Raw genomic sequence first — 19,305 nt, 5'->3', positions numbered from 1 at the left:
TTAATCTCATTGCACATGTATACGTACATACGTTCTTTCATCATACTATTCTTTTTTGCCAGCACCTTTAGTGCCTGCAAAAAATTCCTTACAATCGAGAACCCTTCTACCATATCGCAGGATGCGGTGTTTACCAGTGTATCCAACACCAATTCCGCCGTGATTGGGGTCTATGCCATGCTGATCGGGGACAATGGGTATGGTAATCGTATTTCCTGTTTGTTCCCGCAGTCAGCCGACGATTTCAAAACATCCGGTGATTACAGTCCGGACGACAGAAGGGGCATCAGTACCTATGGTGCCAGCGCGGGCAACAGTGACCTGCCCAATCCTTTCAACCAGCTGTTCAAAGGGATCGAGCGTGCGAATGTTTGTATCAAATATATCCCACTGTCACCCTTGTATACAGGTGGCAGTGCCTCAGAGCAGGCACAGATGAAGAAGATGTATGGAGAAGCCCTGACCCTGCGGGCACAGTTTTATTTTGAGGCGCTGCGTAACTGGGGTGACCTGCCTGCGCAACTGGTGCCTGCCGCGGATCTGACAGATATGTACCTGGCCAGAACAGACAAGGATTCCATCTACCTGCAATTGCTCGATGACCTGGCAGTGGCGGAGGAATTAGTGCCCTGGAGAACGGCATCTCCCGATCAGAATCTGCGGCTTACCAAAGCTGCGGTAAAAGGCATCAGGGCCAGGATTGCCCTGGCGGCAGGCGGCTATTCCCTGCGCACGAATCCGCATGTGATGGCAAGAAGGGATGACTATAAAAAGTTTTACCAGATAGCCTATGATGAATGTGCGGATATCATGGCGCATCCTGAGCAGCATGCACTGAATCCTGTCTATGAAAATATCTTTAAGACCCTGCATTCGGCTACACGTACAGATGATGCCCATGAACTGATCTTTGAGATCGGGGCTTATGGAGGGAATGCGAGTACGGATAGTAAGCTGGGTTACTACAATGGGCTAAAGCATCATACCTCTTCCCGCTTTGGTGGCGGTGGTGGTGGTATCAATGCATTGCCCGTGTACTTCTATGAATTTGATTCCATCGGGGATTGCCGCAGGGATGTAACGATCAATATTTTTGAAATAGACGCGAATAGTCAGAAAATCGGGGTTGCAGCCGGTGCCCTGACGGATGGTAAGTATCGCCGTTCCTGGACAAGCATCACCGGTACTTCGCAGAACCTGGCGATCAACTGGCCGATCCTGCGCTTTTCCGATATCCTGCTGATGTACGCGGAGGCAGACAATGAACTCAATGAAGCTCCTTCTGCTAAGGCGCAGGATGCATTGCTCCAGGTGCAGAAAAGAGCCTATGTGGGGCACCTGGACAGACTGCCTGCTATGCCCGTGGATAAGCAGGGCTTCTTTGATGCCATCGTACATGAGCGCCTGCTGGAGTTTGGCGGGGAAGGTATCAGGAAGTATGACCTGATCCGCTGGAACCTGCTGGCGACCAAAATAACAGAGACAAGGGATAAATTGAGACAGTTTATGAATGGCGAAGGCAGGTATGCCAATGTACCCTTATACCTCTATGCAAAAGCGGCGGCGTATAACCTGGCCAATTCAGTGGATGAGACACAGACACTTGACCTGTATGGCGGACCGGCATCCCAGGTCTTGTTTGAACCCGGATTGGGTACATCCACTGCGCCTGGCGGCTATAGTGTCAAAAACTGGCGGATGGCGGTGAATGAAGACTACCTGACGGGGGCCAGAAAGGGTTATGCTATTTACTTTGAGCCCAATAAAAAAGAACTGCTTCCTATTCCTACGGATGCCCTGAATGCCAATTACAAGCTGGTACAAAATCAAGGCTACTAAAATGATTCATATGCGTTATGTAATAGTTTTCCTGTTCATCAGCCTGTTGGCCTGTAAGAAGAAAGAAGATGAACTGAGTTTGTCCAGGCAGTTCATGCCTTCGGGAGAAATTGCGGTCACTACGATAGATACCCTGGCGACACTGAGCTGGAAGGCGGCATTGTTTACCGCGGGAACGGCGGTGACTTATACAGTAGCGATATCGCAGGATTCAACGTTTGCCACTACGGCGCATACATTCACGACAGATACTACGGGTATCCGAATTTCTGATCATTACCTGCTGGCCCGCAAAAAGTATTATGCCCGTGTGCGGACCGATGGTAAGGATACGGCCAGTTCATCGAACTGGGTATATAGCAGGGGCTTTACTCTTACGGGAGAGCAGTTGTTGCTGCCGATTGCCGATAGTAATCTCATCGATAAGTCTGTCATCCTTTTATGGAAGCCCACAGAAGGGCTGACGAAACTGGTATTTATGACCGGGGGTGTAGAGCGTACGATAGGCCTGAGTGCGGAGCAGAGCCTGGCTGCTAAGTTGCAGGTAGACTCCCTGCAGCCTTTGACGACATACACGGTAGAGATTTTTAAGGGGGAGCAGAGCAAGGGAATCCTGACCTTTACAACGAAGGCGGGAGTGGCTACCGGGCCGAATGTGATAGACCTGACAGGCATCACAGGGCTGCCTTCTATATTGCGGGATACACTGCCCAAAGTGGGAGCAGGGAGTATCATCATCCTGAAAAGAGGGGAGACCTATCATATCGACCTGGCGATGGAGATAGGGAAGGCGGTATCGTTTGTGAGTGAGAATAGTTTTAATACGCAGCTGCCATTGATCTATTTTACAAACAATTTCAACGTGACGGCGGGGAGTGTGATAGATTCTATCGTGTTCAGGGGACTGACATTGAGAAGTAATGATTATGCGGCCAGGTATGTGATCAATGCAGGCAATGTGGCGACGATCGGGAAGATATTGTTTGAGGGCTGTCATGTGGAGATCTTCAGGGGAGTGGTAAGGTTGCAGACGGGTGCGACGGGTGGTACGCAGGTGAATGACTTCGTGGTGAATAATTGTGTAGTAGACAGTATTTCGAATTATGGGGTGCTGAATGTAGATAATGTGGCGTGCGCGGTGCAGAATATTACGATTCGGAATAGTACTTTGTATAAGCTGGAGAAGGTGGTGACGAGTAAGCAGAATTCGAATGCCGTGGTGTTGAGTAACTGTACGTTTAATGAGGCACCGCAGGGTGGGGGATCAGCTTACCTGGTGGATTATAGTCAGTCGGCAACGAATAATGTGGCGGCGGGGATCACTGTGAAGAGTTGTATCATCGGGGCAGGCAGGAGTAATAGCGGCAATACGGCGGTGAGGGGTATCAGGGCGAATGCGGCGACGCTGATAAACGTGAGTAGCAGTTACAATACTTCGGACTATGTGGTGGCGGGGAATGCGATTCCGGGGTTGACGGTGTACGGGGGTACGGTGACAGATTTATGGAAGGATCCGGGTAAGGGGAATTTTGGAATAAAGGATAGTGGCTTTGCGGGGAAGGGGTCGGCGGGGGATCCGCGGTGGTGGTAGGCTTAGCCTGAAATCACTAATAATGGATGATGGCATCGGGAGGATGCCCTAATCCCTGAACTGGCCGGGATTTATCAGTAAACAGCGTTTGCCGATAAATCCCGGCTTTTATTTTTCTACATTTGCGGCAAAGAACGAATATGAAACGGGCATTTATCTTCGATATGAACGGCACAATGATAGATGATATGGAGTATCATGTACATGGCTGGTACAACATCCTCAATGACGACCTTGGCGCGGGCCTTTCGCGTGAGGCCGTAAAAAGGGAAATGTATGGCAAAAACCAGGAAGTACTGATCCGTATTTTTGGCAGGGGCAAATTTACAGACGAGCAAATGGATCAACTGGCAATCGAGAAGGAACGCCGTTACCAGGAGGCCTACCGCCCACACCTCAGCCTGATACCGGGATTGCAGGCATTTCTGGACCAGGCCCGCGAGCTGGGAATTCCCATGGGGATCGGTACGGCAGCGATCCCATTCAATGTAGACTTCACCCTTGATAATCTGCACATAAGGGAGTATTTTAAGACAATTATAACGGCCGATGATGTGGTGGACAGCAAGCCTCATCCGGAGACTTTTTTGAAGGCGGCGGAAAGGATGGGCGTACAGCCGGAGGATTGTATCGTATTTGAAGATGCGCCAAAGGGGGTGGAAGCGGCTCAGAATGCGGGTATGAAGGCGGTTGTGATCACGACAATGCATACGAAGGAGGAGTTTGCGGGCTATACAAACATTATCAGGTTCATAAGCGACTATACGGAACTTTCGCCTGCGGCGCTGTAAAAAAATACCATGACTATCATCACAACGCTTTTGCTTCCCGGCAAAAGCGTTGTGCATTTAGCACAAAAGCATTTTGAATTTCCCCCAAACGCCCTGTAGTAGCTAAAATGATTAGCCTAAAAAAAGTTGATAAAAATAATTGTAAAATTGACATTTAATTTTCTATATTGCATCTATATTACAGCTATCAATATCACTAAATGCTGGGAATATCAACCGGGAGTTTTATATTAGCGGAATTAAACACCAGGAAAATATGACACGTTATTCCCGGCAAACCCGGATGCTGATAGCAGTAGACTGTATAATTTTCGGTTTTGACGGACAGGATCTTAAGCTTTTGCTTATCAAGCGTGGATTTGAACCGGAAAAAGGAAAGTGGAGCCTGATGGGCGGTTTTGTACAGACGGATGAAGGCCTTGAAGAGGCGGCGACCCGTACACTGACCAAACTGACAGGACTGGATGGCGTCTTCATGGAGCAGTTGAGTGCTTATGGCGGCCCTGACCGCGATCCGGCGGAGCGAACCTTGTCTGTAGCCTATTATGCTTTGATCGACATCAACCAGTACAAACAACAACTGAGTGAGGAGTACAAGGCAGAATGGTTCCCTCTGAAAGAGGCACCGAAATTGATCTTTGACCATGCACAGATGGTATCCGAAGCACTGGCACGCTTACGATACAAAGCAGCTATCCATCCGCTGTTGTTCGAGTTGCTGCCGGCCAAGTTTACCATTCCACAGCTGCAGATTCTCTTTGAAGCGGTATATGATGCCGGCTTTGATAAAAGGAATTTCAGCCGAAAAGTATTGTCCACGGGTTTGCTGATTAAACAAAAAGAGAAAGAGAGGGCTACTTCCAAAAGGGGAGCATTCTATTACAAGCTGGATAAGAGAAAGTACAGCGCCAAATTCCACGCCTTCCTCAACTTCGTTTCCGATCCGGGAAATCTTAAGTAGGTAATTGCAGGTCATTCAGTGAAGGAGTTGGAGTGGTGACCACCAGGGAATCCAGCCCTGCTCTTAAACAAGTAGCTGTACACCGTTCCACCGGTACCTCAGGACAAAAATCTTTTCATTCACAAAAAATGACGTTTATGAGCCTCCCTCATATCGTCTTTTTTTGCCACGTTTTATAAATGTCAAACTGACAATAAAGTAATAAATCATTTTTCAATTTAAACCAACTTTCCGCTGCCACCAGCTGTTGGAAAGGGCCGATCGTTATGGAACATTCATATGTTATAGGTGTCGACTTCGGCACCGACTCAGTCCGCTCCCTTGTTGTAGATACGCAGACCGGTCAGGAAGCCGGCAGTGCCGTGTATTTTTACCCCCGCTGGAAGCAGGGACTTTATTGTGACCCCAGCATCCAGCAGTACCGCCAGCACCCTAAAGATTACCTGGAAGGGCTGGAAAACAGTATCAAAGATGCCCTGAAACAATGCCATGCCGGCACCGCCGCAAAGGTGAAAGGCATCGCCGTGGATACGACCGGTTCTACCCCCGGTCCTGTCGATGTACATGGTACCCCTCTGGCTCTTTTACCTGGTTTTGAAGAAAACCCGAACGCCATGTTCGTACTCTGGAAAGACCATACGGCCAATGCTGAAGCGGCCCTGATCAATGACATCGCTCATAGCAATGGCAAAGATTATACTGCTTACAGCGGTGGTATCTATAGTAGTGAATGGTTTTGGGCCAAGATCCTGCATGTGGTACAGGAAGACCCTGCCGTCAAAACAGCTGCTGCTGCCTGGGTAGAGCATTGTGACTGGATACCGGCCCTGCTCACCGGCAATGACAGCATCCACACCTTACTGCGCAGCCGTTGTGCAGCAGGCCATAAAGCAATGTGGAATGCCAGCTGGAATGGGCTGCCGCCTAAGGATTTCCTCAACAAACTGAACCCTGTTCTCGATAAATACGACCAGATGTATACTGACACGGTAGATGCTACTGTGCCTGCAGGTACTATCAGTGCTGAATGGGCAGCCAAACTGGGCCTGCCTGCTGATGTGGTGATCGGTACCGGTGCCTTCGACGCTCATATGGGTGCGGTAGGAGGTGGGATCCGCCCTTACTCTCTCTGTAAGGTGATAGGCACCAGCACCTGCGACATCCTGATCGCGCCGCTGGAAGAAACCAGTGATAAACTGGTAAAAGGAATCTGCGGCCAGGTAGATGGCTCCGTGGTACCTGACATGCTTGGTTTGGAGGCTGGACAGTCTGCCTACGGTGACATCTTTGCATGGCTCCGCAAACTCGTAATGGGACCACTATATGACCTGATGCCGGAAGAAAAAGATAAGCTGGCCGGGGTGGAAGGAAAATTGTTGGCTTACCTGTCCAAACAGGCAGAACAACTGCCCCTGCGTGATAATGATCCGATAGCGATGGACTGGTTCAATGGCCGCCGTACTCCGGATGCGAATCATACTGTGAAGAGTACGATTACAGGCTTACACCTGGGTACTGATGCTGTACAGCTGTTCAAGACCCTGGTAGAAGCAGCCGCTTTTGGTGCCAAGGCAATTGCCGAGCGATTTGTGAATGAAGGTATTCCTATCCGGGAAGTGATTGCACTGGGCGGGGTGGCGAAGAAGTCAGGCTATGCGATGCAGGTACTGGCCGATGTGATGAACAGGCCGATCCGTATTGTGAATAGTGAAAATGCATGTGCACTGGGTGCGGCGATGTTTGCAGCGGTAGCAGCAGGGGTGCATCCCGATATTGATGCGGCACAGGCAGCGATGACTTCAGGTTTTGAGACGACCTGGTTCCCAAGGGAGCAGCATGTACCCTATTATGCAAACAGGTATGAGAAATTTAAGGAAATAGGAGCGTTCACCGAAAAACTATACAAATGAGCCATCCATACAAGGAACTCCAGGAGCAGGCTTACCTCGCAAACATGCAGCTTCCAGCCTTAGGACTGGTGCTCTTCACCTTTGGTAATGTCAGCGTTGCTGACCACAATGCCGGGGTATTTGCCATCAAACCGAGCGGGGTGCCTTACGACCTGCTCTCACCGGAGAAAATGGTGATTGTCGATTTCGATGCAAACAATGTCACGAACAACGGAAGACCATCGTCGGATACCAAAACCCATGCGGTCCTTTATAAGCACTGGGCGCATGTAGGCGGTATTGTACACACGCACTCTACATACGCTACTGCCTGGGCACAGGCACAAAGGGATATTCCAATTTATGGAACCACCCATGCAGATCATCTGACATGCGATGTGCCTTGTGCACCGCCTATGCATGATGATATGATCAAGGGGAATTATGAGCACGAGACGGGTTTCCAGATTATGAATTGCCTGAATGAGCGGAAGCTGTCTTATGAGGAGATTGAGATGATTTTGGTGGGGAACCATGCGCCTTTTACGTGGGGAAAGACTGCGGACAAGGCGGTGTATAATGCGGCTGTGCTGGAAGAGGTGGCAAGAATGGCTTACCTGACGGAAACGATCCGGCCGGCATGTCCGCGTTTGAAGGATTCATTGATTAAGAAGCATTTTGAGCGGAAGCATGGTCCGGATTCTTATTATGGGCAGCAGTAAAAAATGAAATGGAATTGGCAGGTTGAAAGTGGTTTTCATTAGGGATCTGCATTTTTAGCTAATGAAAAAAACTAGTGCTAAGGTCAAACCCGAAAGAATATAAACACACAGTGTTATGGGTAAATCCGAAAGCAGACAAACTCACTTTATCCGTTGGCCAATCCAGAAAAAGGAAAACCTAACAATACTAATCACAAAAAATTCAATAGCATATGATACAGTTGAAGCAACTTGAAGCCTGGTTCGTGACCGGTAGCCAGCACCTCTATGGAGAAGAGACCCTGCAGCAGGTAGCTGCCCACTCACAAGCCATTGCAGCCGCGCTGGACGCTGATCCGAACATTCCCGTTAAGATCGTATTCAAGCCTACTGTAAAAACCCCCGAAGAAATCTATGCCATCTGCCAGGAAGCTAATGCCGCTAAAAACTGTATCGGTGTCATCGCCTGGATGCATACTTTCTCTCCTGCCAAAATGTGGATCAGGGGACTGAAATCTTTACAACGTCCTTTATTACACCTCCATACCCAATTCAACCGGGACATTCCATGGGGTGAAATCGATATGGACTTCATGAACCTGAACCAATCCGCTCATGGTGACAGGGAGTTCGGTTTTATAATGTCCCGCATGCGCATTGAGCGCAAGGTAATAGCCGGTCATTGGCAGGATCCTGAAGTTATTGGCGAACTGGCTACATGGCTCAGGGCGGCTGCCGGCTGGTTCGACTGGCAGGGGGCTAAATTTGCCCGTATTGGCGACAATATGCGCGAAGTAGCTGTGACCGAAGGTGACAAGGTAGAAGCGGAATTACAATTCGGCTATTCCGTAAATGGTTATGGCATCGGCGATTTGGTTGCTTTCGTGAACCAGGTATCTGATGCTGCCGTTGACAAACTGGTGGCTGAATATGCTGAAGTCTATAAACTGGGTGCGACCCTGGTAAAAGGTGCGGCACAACATGCTTCCCTGCGCGATGCAGCAAAGATCGAACTCGGTCTTCGTGCATTCCTGGAAGATGGTAATTTCAAAGGATTCACCGATACATTCCAGGATCTGCATGGCCTGGTGCAATTGCCAGGTATCGCGGTTCAACGTTTGATGGCGGATGGTTACGGCTTTGGTGGTGAAGGCGACTGGAAGACTGCGGCACTGGTAAGAGCAGCAAAAGTAATGGGCGCTGGTCTGCCTGGTGGTAATTCCTTCATGGAAGATTATACCTACCATTTCGATCCGTCTAACAGGCTGGTACTGGGTGCGCATATGCTGGAGATCTGTTCTTCAATTGCGGATGGTAAGCCAAGCTGTGAGATCCATCCATTGGGCATCGGAGGTAAAGCTGATCCTGTAAGGCTGGTGTTCAATGTGGATGCAGGTCCGGCGATCAATGCGTCATTGATTGACCTGGGTAACCGTTTCCGTTTGCTGGTGAATGAAGTGGAAGCTGTGAAGCCTGTGGCTGAACTGCCTAAGCTGCCGGTAGCAAGAGTGTTGTGGAAACCATTGCCGGATATGCGTACCGGATGTGCAGCGTGGATCCAGGCGGGCGGGGCGCACCATACGGTGTATAGCCAGAACCTGGGTAGTGCACATATGCAGGACTTTGCCGACATGGCGGGTATTGAATATGTGAAGATTGGGAAGAATACTGATTTGTATCAGTTCAGGAATGAGCTGAGATGGAATGATGCGATTTACCTGTTGAAAGGGCAGAAATAAGCTGCTGTTGAAAGGGCAGGAATAGTTTGTCATTGAAAGGGCAGAAGTACCTGCTACTGAAAAGCAGAATGCCCTGCTGATGAAAGGCAAAAATCACCTTTTACAGGCCTGAAATAAAAAAATTGGCATAACGCCATAGATGACGTGGAATACCAAAGGCTGGAATCTTCCAGCCTTTCAATTTTTTCCGTAAGTGAATCAAATAATTATAAAAAGAAAACGGCTACAGCGTTCCCCAATTCCGCACCAACTCCTCCACCAGGGTTTGCCCATTCTCCCATTCCCCCAGGTTACTCTCCGCATTAATATGCCCCGCTTCCCCCAGGTTCACAAACCGGCTTCCCCATGATTCCGCATACGTCTTCTGCCTTTGCAAACTCGCATACTGATCATTCGTGCTGGATACCACTATACTCTTAAAAGGTAAAGGTTGTAAAGGTGCCGGTGCAAAACTCCTGGCCACCGTAGGAAAATCCGTTCGATCCGCATCTGGCGGTGCCACCAGCAATGCTCCCCTGATCTTCAATTTCGTATGCTGTGCCCAGTGAGCCAGGGCCAGGCATCCCAAAGAATGTGCTGCAATCACCACATCAGGCCCTGCCTTGGCAACGGCATCCTCAATGTTTTTGATCCAGTCTTTTAGTTCGGGTTGATCCCAGTTGTTCTGTTCTATTCTCTTAAAACCTGGCAAATTCTCCCAGATGGTCTGCCAGTGTTGCGGGCCTGATCCGTTCAAACCCGGAGCAGTTAAAACCTGTACTTCTTCCATAATACAATAAGACTCTTTTTAGTAACCCCCGATAGAGTGAGTTTGTTGGCAAGTCATACAATGTACGGAAAAGGGGGGAATAAAGCACCTCAATACTCCAAAAAGTTCAGATTCCTCCTGATTCCTGCAAATTTCGATCGTTTCATAGGCGAATGCTTAAAAATTCTCTTAAACTCCTCCTCCGTCAACTCCTCCCAATCCCTGGTAGAAAAATTCAAAATCTCCGGTATCGGCGTAAACTCCACCGTTTTATTCGGCTTCGAAAACCTGTTCCAGGGGCATACATCCTGGCAGGTATCACACCCAAACATCCAATTATCAAACTGACCCTGCATTTGCTCAGGAATCAGCAATTCCTTCAGTTCTATCGTATAGTAAGAAATACATCGACTCCCATCCACCACTCCCGGTGCCACCAGGGCCCCCGTAGGACAAGCATCCAGGCATTTTGTACAGGAACCGCAATAATCCCCCACGGGACCATCATAAACCAGCGGAATGTCCGTAATCAGCGTCGCAATAAAAAAGAAAGACCCCGCCTGCTTGTGGATGAGGTTCCCATTCTTACCCAACCAACCCAATCCACTTCTTTGTGCCCAGGCCCTTTCCAACACAGGGGCTGAATCCACAAAGCCCCGTCCGCTCACTTCGCCGATAGTCTCCTGCATCCTGACCAGGAGTGTATTCAGTTTTGCCTTTATTACTTCATGATAATCTTTTCCATAAGCGTATTTGGAGATCCTGGGAGCATCCGGAACCTGTTGTTCCGAAGGATAGTAATTTAACAGGAGGGTGATTACCGACTGCGCATTGTCTACCAGTTTTCGGGGGTCAATGCGCTTGTCAAAATGATTCTCCATGTACTTCATGTTCCCATGCATACCCTTGTGTAGCCACTGTTCCAGTCTCCTGGCATCATCGTCCAGCTGTACAGCACGCGCTATTCCACAGTGATCAAATCCCAAATCCGCTGCCTGGGCCTTAATGAAGGCTGTATGTGTTTCTACCGATTGCATGTTAACCGCAAGTTAAAGAAAAATGATTTTTATGGAAATTTGGCTTTTTATCTATCTTCAATATGTAAATTATAACCTATTACCTTTACTACCTAAAGTATGCGACCACAACAAGTCGGAGCGTTCCCCATCGCCCTTATCCTGGGCTGTCTATTGTCATTGAGTACGTTTTCCCAGGAAAAAATAAAATTTGGGAGGGTTGATCCAAAAGATTTCAGCAAAACTGGTTTTGAGCAAGACACTGGGGCCCACGCAGTGATCATTTCGGATATCGGCGAAACAACATTCGAATCGGACAGAACTAACGGCATCGTATTACAGTTCAAACGCCATACCCGCATCAAAATTGTCGACAAAAACGGCTATGAAGCTGCCACGATTAAAATTCCTTACTACAAGGGGGAGACGGACGAAATTAAACTGAAAGACATCAAAGCTACTACCTATAACCTGGAAGGGACCCAGGTGGTAGAGACGAAGATGGACAGTAAAAGTATTTTCACAGATAAAATTGATAAAAAAGGGCGGGTGATCCAGAAGTTTACCCTGCCTGCCGTGAAAGAAGGAAGTATTATTGAGTACACTTACACGATCGTAACCCCTTACAAAATACACCTGCATTCCTGGCAGTTCCAGGATACCGAATATCCTACTTTATATAGCAGGTATGAGGTAGTCCTGCCGGAGTTTTACGAATACATCTTTCTCCGGTCCGGGTATGTGCCTATCAAAGAGAATAAGTCCGGGGGGCATCAATCCTTTACCATCGCTTATGAAGAAGAGAATTCCTATGGTGGTAAAACAGGACATACCCAGTTCTACAACATCAATTCCAACACCACTAATTATAAGTGGGAAGCTGAGAACATCCCTGCATTGCGCGAAGAAGAATTCACTACCAGCATCTGGAACCACGTATCTATGATCCAGTTCCAGCTGTCTGCCTACAGGTATCCTGACCAGCCTGTGAAACCGGTATTGGGGACCTGGTTCAAACTGGCGGAAGAACTGAATAAGGAAGAATTTTTCGGGGAAGGCCTGAGCAAAAACAATCCTTTCCTGAGCGACAAGGTGGAGGAGCTGACGAAGGGTGTCAGCAATGATACAGCAAAGGCACGCCGCATCTACAATTATGTAAGAAGTAATTTCACCTGTACCAGTCACGACGACATGTATTTGTCCAAGTCACTGAAGACCACCTTCACTTCTCACAACGGGAACGACGCGGACATCAACCTGTTGCTCGTGGCTATGCTGCGCAAGGCCGGGCTGAATGCACACCCTGTGATCCTGAGTACCCGTGAAAATGGTGTGACCTACGAAATGTACCCGCTGGTAGGGCGCTTTAACTATACCATTGCTGCACTGAATACGGATTCTTCCTGGTATTTCATGGATGCATCTGAACCCTACCTGGGCTTTGGTCGCCTGGATTATAATGCCTACAATGGTCATGCAAGGATCCTTTCACCGGACGTGATTCCAATCAACATGGACCCGAATACCCTGGTGGAAGCAAAGAGCACTTACGTGATGCTGATGGGCGATAGTGGTAAGATCAAGGGTTCTTTCTCGCAGAAGCCTACTTATTATGAATCCTGCAAGGTGAGGGCTGATATCGTGAAGAACGGCAAGGATGCGTACTTTAAACCACTGGCAAAAGGGTTTAATATGGAAACTACCGTATCCAATGGAGAAATAATCGATGTAGAAGATTACGAGATCCCGGTGCAGGTAAAGTATGATTTTGAAATGAGTCCGGACGATGCAGGTATGTTATACATCAACCCTATGCTGTCCGAAGCCTATAAGAGCAACCCATTCAAGTCACTGGAGCGTCGTTATCCTGTGGAGATGCCGTACCTGATAGACGAAATGTATACCCTGAACCTGATCGTACCTGAAGGCTACCAGGTAGAAGAACTGCCTAAGTCGACCATGGTAAAACTGAATGAGGAAGAAGGCCTGTTTCAATACCTGATCCAGCAAAGCGAAGGTACGGTGCAGTTCCGTTCCAGGATCAAGCTGAATAAGGCGGTGTTTACTTCTGAAGACTATTCTACCCTTCGCGATTTCTTTGATATGATCGTGAAAAAACAATCCGAACAAATTGTGCTGAAAAAGAAAGCATAATGGCGTTGCGTAAAACCTTTGGGCTCACGATTTATATGGTCATAAAAAAACAATCCGAACAAATTGTGCTGAAAAAGAAAGCATAATGACGCTGCGTAAAACCTTTGGGCTCACCATTGATATGATCATGAAAAAACAATCCGAACAAATTGTACTGAAAAAGAAAGCATAATGAAGTTCTATAAAATCCCCGGGCTGGCCCTTTTCTTCATGGGATACCTGCTGCCTTCGCAGGCAAAGGATCCGGAATACCCGGCCTTTACTATACCTGAAAAACTAAAAGAGAAAGCACATGCCGTAAAACGCATGGAAGAGCTGACTGTAAAACTCGTCAATCCCGGCGAAGTACGGGTGAGCCGGCATTATGTCATCACCGTGCTGGATGCCAAGGGTGATAAATATGCTGGCATCCACGAGTTCTATAATAAGCTGAGAGACGTACGCTCAATCAAGGGCCGGCTGATAGATCCCCTGGGCTTTGAGGTGGCCAGAATGAAACAGAGCGATGTCTCTGATGTGAGTGGCACGGGCGACCAGGCCCTGATGTCAGACACCCGGTATAAATTTTACCGTTTCGGTTACAAGGTATACCCGTATACGGTAGAGGTAGAGACGGAAGTAAGATACAACCATGCGTTTTACCTGCCAGACTGGATGCCGCAGGAAGATGAGAATTATGCCGTAGAACAATCAAAACTGGTGGTGACCGTACCTGCCGATTATAAGCTGCGTTATAAGGCCTTTCGTTACAATGGGGAGCCGGTGGTAGCCAGTGAGAAGGATAGCCGCACTTATACCTGGGAGGTGAAAAATATGGCAGCTATGCCGGAGGAGAGTTTTGTGCCGGAAGATTATGACAGGACCACAACGGTGATGCTGGCACCTTCCAACTTTGAGATGCAGGATTACAAAGGCACGATGAACAGCTGGGAAGAGCTGGGGCACTTTATCTATACCCTGAACCAGGGGCGGGATGTGCTCCCGGATAATATCAAAAAAACGGTGCATGAACTGACAGATGGAAAACCAGACAAAGAAAAAATAGAGATTCTTTACCGCTACCTGCAGCAGCATACCCGTTACATCCTGATCACACTGGGTATTGGCGGTTTGCAGACCTACGATGCCAATTCTGTAGCCACCAAAGGTTATGGTGACTGTAAGGCACTTTCAAATTATATGGTCGCCCTGCTGAAGGAAGCGGGTGTACCGGCGAACTATGTTCTGGTGCAGGCGGGCGATACAAATACGCAGCTGGTGGAAGATTTTCCTTCCACGCAGTTCAACCATATGATCGCCTGTGTACCTGGCAAGGGCGATACCACCTGGCTGGAATGTACCAGCAATTCTTTGCCGGCGGGGTACCTGAGCAGCTTTACTGCAGGCAGGCCTGTGTTGGTTGTAGCGGATCATGGTAGTATACTGGCCCGCACCCCTACCTATGGCATGGACCAGAACCTGAGAGTGCGCAGGATCAGTGCGACTGTAGCAGAGACGGGCGATATGCTGGTGAAAATCAATACGCATTCCACTGCTATGCAGCAGGATTATGTGCAGGAAATGATTCATAGCCTCTCTCATGACAAAATCCTGGAAAAGCTACGCGAAGAGCAACTGATGCCGAGTTATGATGTAAACAAATACGACGCAAAGGAAATAGCCGGTGCGGTGCCTGCCGTGGATGAGGAAATTGAGATCAAGGCACATAGCTATGCGAGCGTGAGTGGTAAACGCATGTTCCTGGAACCTAACCTGCTCAGTAAGATCACTACCAAATTGGAAACCAGTGAGCCACGGGTGGCATTGGTTAACATCTATTCTCCTTTTATAAAGATCGATACTGTGACTATTGCTATACCGGCGGGATATGTGCCTGAATCAGTACCTCAGCCTGTAACAGTAAAAAGTAACTTCGGTGAATATACGTCCGGGATCCAGGTGAAGGATAACCAGGTAATCTTTACAAGGCGCTATTGCAATAAGGCAGGGATCTACCCGGCCAGTGAATGGGTGAACTTTGCGGCGTTTAATAACGCGGTATATAAGGCCGACAGGGCGAGGGTGGTGCTGGTAAAGCAATAACCTGAAAATATTGCAGTCAAATGCCCGGGATGCTGTTAAAAAAGCAGTCCCGGGCATTTTTTTATGCCAAAATATCGCATTGTAATACTTGGAGCAGGATTTGATACATAACTGGTACATGCGAAGAGCATGAATACAATTAAAAGGAGAAACTATAACTATATGAATCTTAACAACTTCACCATTAAATCGCAGGAAATACTGCAAAAGGCCCAACAGCTGGCCTTCAATAACCAGCAGCAGGCCATCGAAACCGGGCACTTGCTGAAGGCATTGCTTAATGATGAGGATAGTGCGATCGAGTACCTGCTGAAGAAGAACGATGTAAACACTAATTTTCTGGCCGCCAAGATAGATGACCAGATTGCTAAATATGCAAAAGCAAGCGGCGAGGCCGGACAGGTACTGAGCCGTGACGCGAACAATGCTATGCTGAGAGCTGGCTCCAGCATCAAAGAATTTAAAGACGAGTTTGTGAGCGTAGAGCACCTGTTGCTCGGACTGCTGGGTGGCAGCGATGACACCGCCAAACTACTCAAAGATGCAGGTTTGACTGAAAAAGGGCTGAAAGCAGCTATTTTGGAACTGCGGAAAGGTAGTACGGTCAACTCACAGACAGGGGGTAACCAGTACAATTCTTTGCAGAAATATGCGAAGAACCTGAATGAGCTGGCGCAGGCCGGTAAACTGGACCCGGTGATTGGTCGTGACGAGGAGATCAGGCGTACCCTGCATATCCTCTCCAGGAGGTCTAAGAACAACCCTATTTTAGTTGGGGAACCCGGTGTTGGTAAAACCGCGATCGTAGAAGGGCTGGCACATCGTATCATTAATGGCGACGTGCCTGACAACCTGAAGTCAAAGATCATTTATGCACTGGATATGGGTAGCCTGATGGCAGGTGCCAAGTACAGGGGTGAATTCGAAGAAAGGCTGAAAGCGGTGATCAAGGAAGTGACAGAAAGTGACGGACAGCTGATCCTCTTTATCGATGAGATCCATACCCTGGTAGGTGCCGGTGCGATGGAAGGAGCGATGGACGCTGCAAACATCCTGAAACCAGCCCTGGCACGCGGCGAATTGAGAGCTATCGGTGCGACTACCCTGAATGAATATCAGAAGTATTTTGAGAAAGATAAAGCCCTGGAACGTCGTTTCCAGAAGGTAATGGTCGATGAGCCGGGAGTGGAAGATGCCATATCTATCCTCCGTGGTTTGAAAGAGCGTTACGAAAGCCATCACCATGTGTTAATCAAGGATGAGGCGATTATAGCTGCGGTAGAATTGTCTCACAGGTACATTACAGACCGTTTCCTGCCCGATAAGGCCATTGACCTGATCGATGAGAGTGCAGCGAAATTAAGGCTGGAAATGAACTCAATGCCGGAAGAGCTGGATGAACTGGAAAGAAGGATCCGGCAGCTGGAAATAGAAAGGGAAGCGATCAAGAGAGAGAATGATGAAGATAAGCTGCGTGAGTTGAACGCGGAAATCGCGAGACTGGGAGAGCAGAGAAGCACTTTCAAGGCGAAATGGCAGGCAGAGAAAGAAATTGTAGATAAGCTGCAGAATGCAAAGGCGGAGATTGAAAACCTGAAGCAGGAAGCAGAACAGGCGGAAAGGAACGGGGAGTATGGACGAGTGGCAGAGATCCGCTATGGTAAGGTAAAAGAGCAGGAAGAGCTGATAGCGAAATATACGGAGGAACTGAATAGCATATCTACTGACAATAAGCGCCTGCTGAAAGAAGAGGTAGATGCAGAAGACATTGCGGAGAATGTGGCGAAAGCAACAGGGATCCCGGTGCACCGGATGATGCAGAGTGAAAGGGATAAGTTGCTGAAACTGGAGGATGAATTGCACAAGCGTGTGGTAGGACAGGAAGAAGCGATCATCGCAGTATCCGATGCGATCCGGAGAAGCCGGGCAGGTTTGCAGGATCCCAAGAAGCCGATTGGTTCCTTTATCTTCCTGGGTACAACCGGGGTAGGTAAGACTGAGCTGGCGAAGGCACTGGCAGAGTACCTGTTTGACGATGATACGATGATGACCCGTATTGATATGAGTGAATACCAGGAAAAACATGCGGTAAGCAGACTGGTAGGAGCGCCTCCGGGATATGTGGGCTATGATGAGGGTGGTCAGTTGACCGAAGCGGTGAGACGTAAGCCGTATTCCGTAGTATTGCTGGATGAAATAGAGAAAGCGCACCCGGATGTCTTCAATATCCTGTTGCAGGTGCTGGATGACGGCCGCCTGACGGATAATAAGGGGCGTGTGGTGAACTTTAAGAACACCATTATCATCATGACGAGCAATATGGGTAGTAATATTATCCAGGAGAATTTTGAGAAGATAGATGAGCGGAACCGGGAAGATGTGGTGGAAAGTACGAAGGCGGAAGTGATGAATTTGCTGAAGCAGACGATTAGGCCGGAGTTCTTAAACCGTGTGGATGAAGTGATTATGTTCCAGCCATTGCTGAGGAATGAAATTAAAGGAATAATTAACATTCAGTTGCAGCAGTTGAAGGACATGGTGGCGCAGAATGGCATGATATTGGAATTCTCTGACTATGCATTGGAGTACCTGGCGGTGCAGGGATATGACCCTACGTTTGGTGCGAGACCTTTGAAGAGGTTGATTCAGAAAGAGATTATAAACCTGTTGAGTAAGAAGATACTGGCAGGGGATATTGATAAGAGTAAGCCGGTGCTGGTAGATGTGTTTGATGGAGTGGTGGTGATCAGGAACCAGGTGAGTGTGACGGCTTAATTTTATAAAAAGCATTTATTCAAATACGACGATATACAGTTACGAATACCCGGGTAATTCTTTGCCCGGGTTTTTTTGTGTTGTGTTTTTTGTGGGAGGGGAATAGTTGCGGGCAATAATGGGGGAGTGATGGAAATAGTGGCCGGATCATTGACTGCTTTTAGGAGTGTTGTAATAATTGCCGGCAACAATGGCGGTTTGCTTGGTGCTGGAATAGTTGCCGGAACATTGACTGCTTTTAGAAGTGTTGTAATAATTTCAGGCAACAATGGGGGTTTGCCTAGTGCTGAAATTGTTGCCGGATCGTTGCCGCTTTTATTTGTGTTGTATAATTGCAGGATTATTGACTGCAGGTTTCATGCCCTGGTCAATGCCCTACTTTTAAAAATAACAGGCCGGTTATGGAGGCGGGCAGCCTCCAATTTTGATGGTTTATTTTATGTAAATTTGATAAAAATGAAAATATGATAGGAGAAAGGGAAAAACACTTCATGTCTATCGCAATTAACCTAAGCCGCGAAGGTATGGAGCATGGTGACGGAGGCCCTTTTGGTGCCATTGTAGTGCGGGGCGATGAAATAGTAGGGCGGGGATGGAACAAGGTACTATGTACCAACGACCCTACTGCCCATGCAGAAGTATCTGCCATCCGCGATGCTTGTCAGCGACTGGGTACATTTCAATTGCACGACTGCGAGATTTATACTTCCTGTGAACCTTGCCCCATGTGTCTCGGTGCTATTTACTGGGCGCGCCCGCAACGGGTGTATTATGCCAATACCAAGGAAGATGCAGCGAATATTGATTTCGATGATTCATTTATTTACAATGAAATTGGCATCGCCCATGAAGACAAGCGGATTCCGTTTATTGCATTCCCCTCAGAAGCTGCTATTAAGGTCTTCCAGGACTGGCAGGCGAAAGGAGATAAGACATTGTATTAGGCAGGTTTGTTGCAGCTATTAAGGTCTTCCAGGATTTGCAGACGAAAGAGATAAGACATTGTATCAGGCAGGTAT

The 19,305-nt window shown here is 48.1% G+C and carries 14 protein-coding genes; 12 read left to right on the top strand and 2 right to left on the bottom strand.

What is annotated here, in order from left to right; genetic code table 11:
- Positions 1 to 15 precede the first annotated feature (15 nt).
- From DXN04_RS20585 to araA, 7 genes are all read left to right on the top strand, one after another.
- The gene (locus DXN04_RS20585) at positions 16 to 1,839 is read left to right on the top strand and encodes a RagB/SusD family nutrient uptake outer membrane protein (protein WP_116855286.1); all 1,824 of its coding nucleotides are present in this window, start codon (positions 16 to 18) and stop codon (positions 1,837 to 1,839) included.
- Between the two features lie 10 nt (positions 1,840 to 1,849).
- Positions 1,850 to 3,430 (top strand): DUF5123 domain-containing protein, encoded by a 1,581-nt coding sequence (locus DXN04_RS20580; protein WP_158569093.1) that lies wholly within the window; start codon positions 1,850 to 1,852, stop codon positions 3,428 to 3,430.
- 140 nt (positions 3,431 to 3,570) lie between these two features.
- Positions 3,571 to 4,221, top strand: coding sequence for an HAD family hydrolase (locus DXN04_RS20575; protein WP_116855284.1), 651 nt, complete (start codon positions 3,571 to 3,573; stop codon positions 4,219 to 4,221).
- A gap of 256 nt (positions 4,222 to 4,477) precedes the next feature.
- Complete coding sequence (locus DXN04_RS20570) at positions 4,478 to 5,182, top strand: NUDIX hydrolase (RefSeq protein WP_116855283.1); 705 nt, start codon at positions 4,478 to 4,480, stop codon at positions 5,180 to 5,182.
- A 266-nt stretch (positions 5,183 to 5,448) separates the two neighbouring features.
- Positions 5,449 to 7,092 carry a ribulokinase gene (locus DXN04_RS20565; protein WP_116855282.1) on the top strand — a complete coding sequence of 548 codons (1,644 nt, stop codon included), beginning with the start codon at positions 5,449 to 5,451 and terminating at the stop codon, positions 7,090 to 7,092.
- Positions 7,089 to 7,793 (top strand): L-ribulose-5-phosphate 4-epimerase AraD, encoded by a 705-nt coding sequence (araD, locus tag DXN04_RS20560; RefSeq protein WP_116855281.1) that lies wholly within the window; start codon positions 7,089 to 7,091, stop codon positions 7,791 to 7,793. Before DXN04_RS20565 ends, araD begins: the two co-directional genes overlap by 4 nt.
- Positions 7,794 to 8,005: 212 nt before the next feature.
- Entirely contained in the window at positions 8,006 to 9,511 is a 1,506-nt protein-coding gene (araA, locus tag DXN04_RS20555) for an L-arabinose isomerase (protein ID WP_116855280.1), read from the top strand.
- A 223-nt stretch (positions 9,512 to 9,734) separates the two neighbouring features.
- On the opposite strand, the gene DXN04_RS20550 is transcribed toward araA, so the two are convergent.
- Both DXN04_RS20550 and queG read right to left on the bottom strand, forming a co-directional pair.
- On the bottom strand, positions 9,735 to 10,280 hold the full coding sequence (locus tag DXN04_RS20550) for an RBBP9/YdeN family alpha/beta hydrolase (protein ID WP_116855279.1): 546 nt from the start codon (positions 10,278 to 10,280) through the stop codon (positions 9,735 to 9,737).
- Between the two features lie 89 nt (positions 10,281 to 10,369).
- Complete coding sequence (gene queG / locus DXN04_RS20545) at positions 10,370 to 11,296, bottom strand: tRNA epoxyqueuosine(34) reductase QueG (protein WP_116855278.1); 927 nt, start codon at positions 11,294 to 11,296, stop codon at positions 10,370 to 10,372.
- A gap of 99 nt (positions 11,297 to 11,395) precedes the next feature.
- Here queG and DXN04_RS20540 point away from each other — a divergent pair, with 99 nt between their 5' ends.
- The 5 genes from DXN04_RS20540 to DXN04_RS20520 all read left to right on the top strand — a co-directional run bounded on the left by DXN04_RS20540 (position 11,396) and on the right by DXN04_RS20520 (position 19,230).
- Positions 11,396 to 13,429: a transglutaminase domain-containing protein gene (locus DXN04_RS20540; protein ID WP_116855277.1), complete on the top strand. Its 2,034-nt coding sequence runs from the start codon at positions 11,396 to 11,398 to the stop codon at positions 13,427 to 13,429.
- A 171-nt stretch (positions 13,430 to 13,600) separates the two neighbouring features.
- Positions 13,601 to 15,511: a DUF3857 domain-containing transglutaminase family protein gene (locus DXN04_RS20535; RefSeq protein ID WP_116855276.1), complete on the top strand. Its 1,911-nt coding sequence runs from the start codon at positions 13,601 to 13,603 to the stop codon at positions 15,509 to 15,511.
- 162 nt (positions 15,512 to 15,673) lie between these two features.
- Positions 15,674 to 18,286, top strand: coding sequence for an ATP-dependent chaperone ClpB (gene clpB, locus DXN04_RS20530; RefSeq protein WP_116855491.1), 2,613 nt, complete (start codon positions 15,674 to 15,676; stop codon positions 18,284 to 18,286).
- 129 nt (positions 18,287 to 18,415) lie between these two features.
- On the top strand, positions 18,416 to 18,754 hold the full coding sequence (locus DXN04_RS20525) for a hypothetical protein (protein WP_147320008.1): 339 nt from the start codon (positions 18,416 to 18,418) through the stop codon (positions 18,752 to 18,754).
- Positions 18,751 to 19,230 (top strand): nucleoside deaminase, encoded by a 480-nt coding sequence (locus DXN04_RS20520; protein ID WP_116855274.1) that lies wholly within the window; start codon positions 18,751 to 18,753, stop codon positions 19,228 to 19,230. The genes DXN04_RS20525 and DXN04_RS20520 overlap by 4 nt, the downstream gene beginning before the upstream one ends.
- The last annotated feature ends 75 nt before the right edge of the window (positions 19,231 to 19,305 follow it).

Source organism: Chitinophaga silvisoli, from assembly GCF_003412465.1.
GTDB lineage: Bacteria > Bacteroidota > Bacteroidia > Chitinophagales > Chitinophagaceae > Chitinophaga > Chitinophaga silvisoli.
The sequence above is the reverse complement of the archived record's forward strand: the minus strand, read 5'-3'. Positions and strand labels throughout refer to the sequence as shown.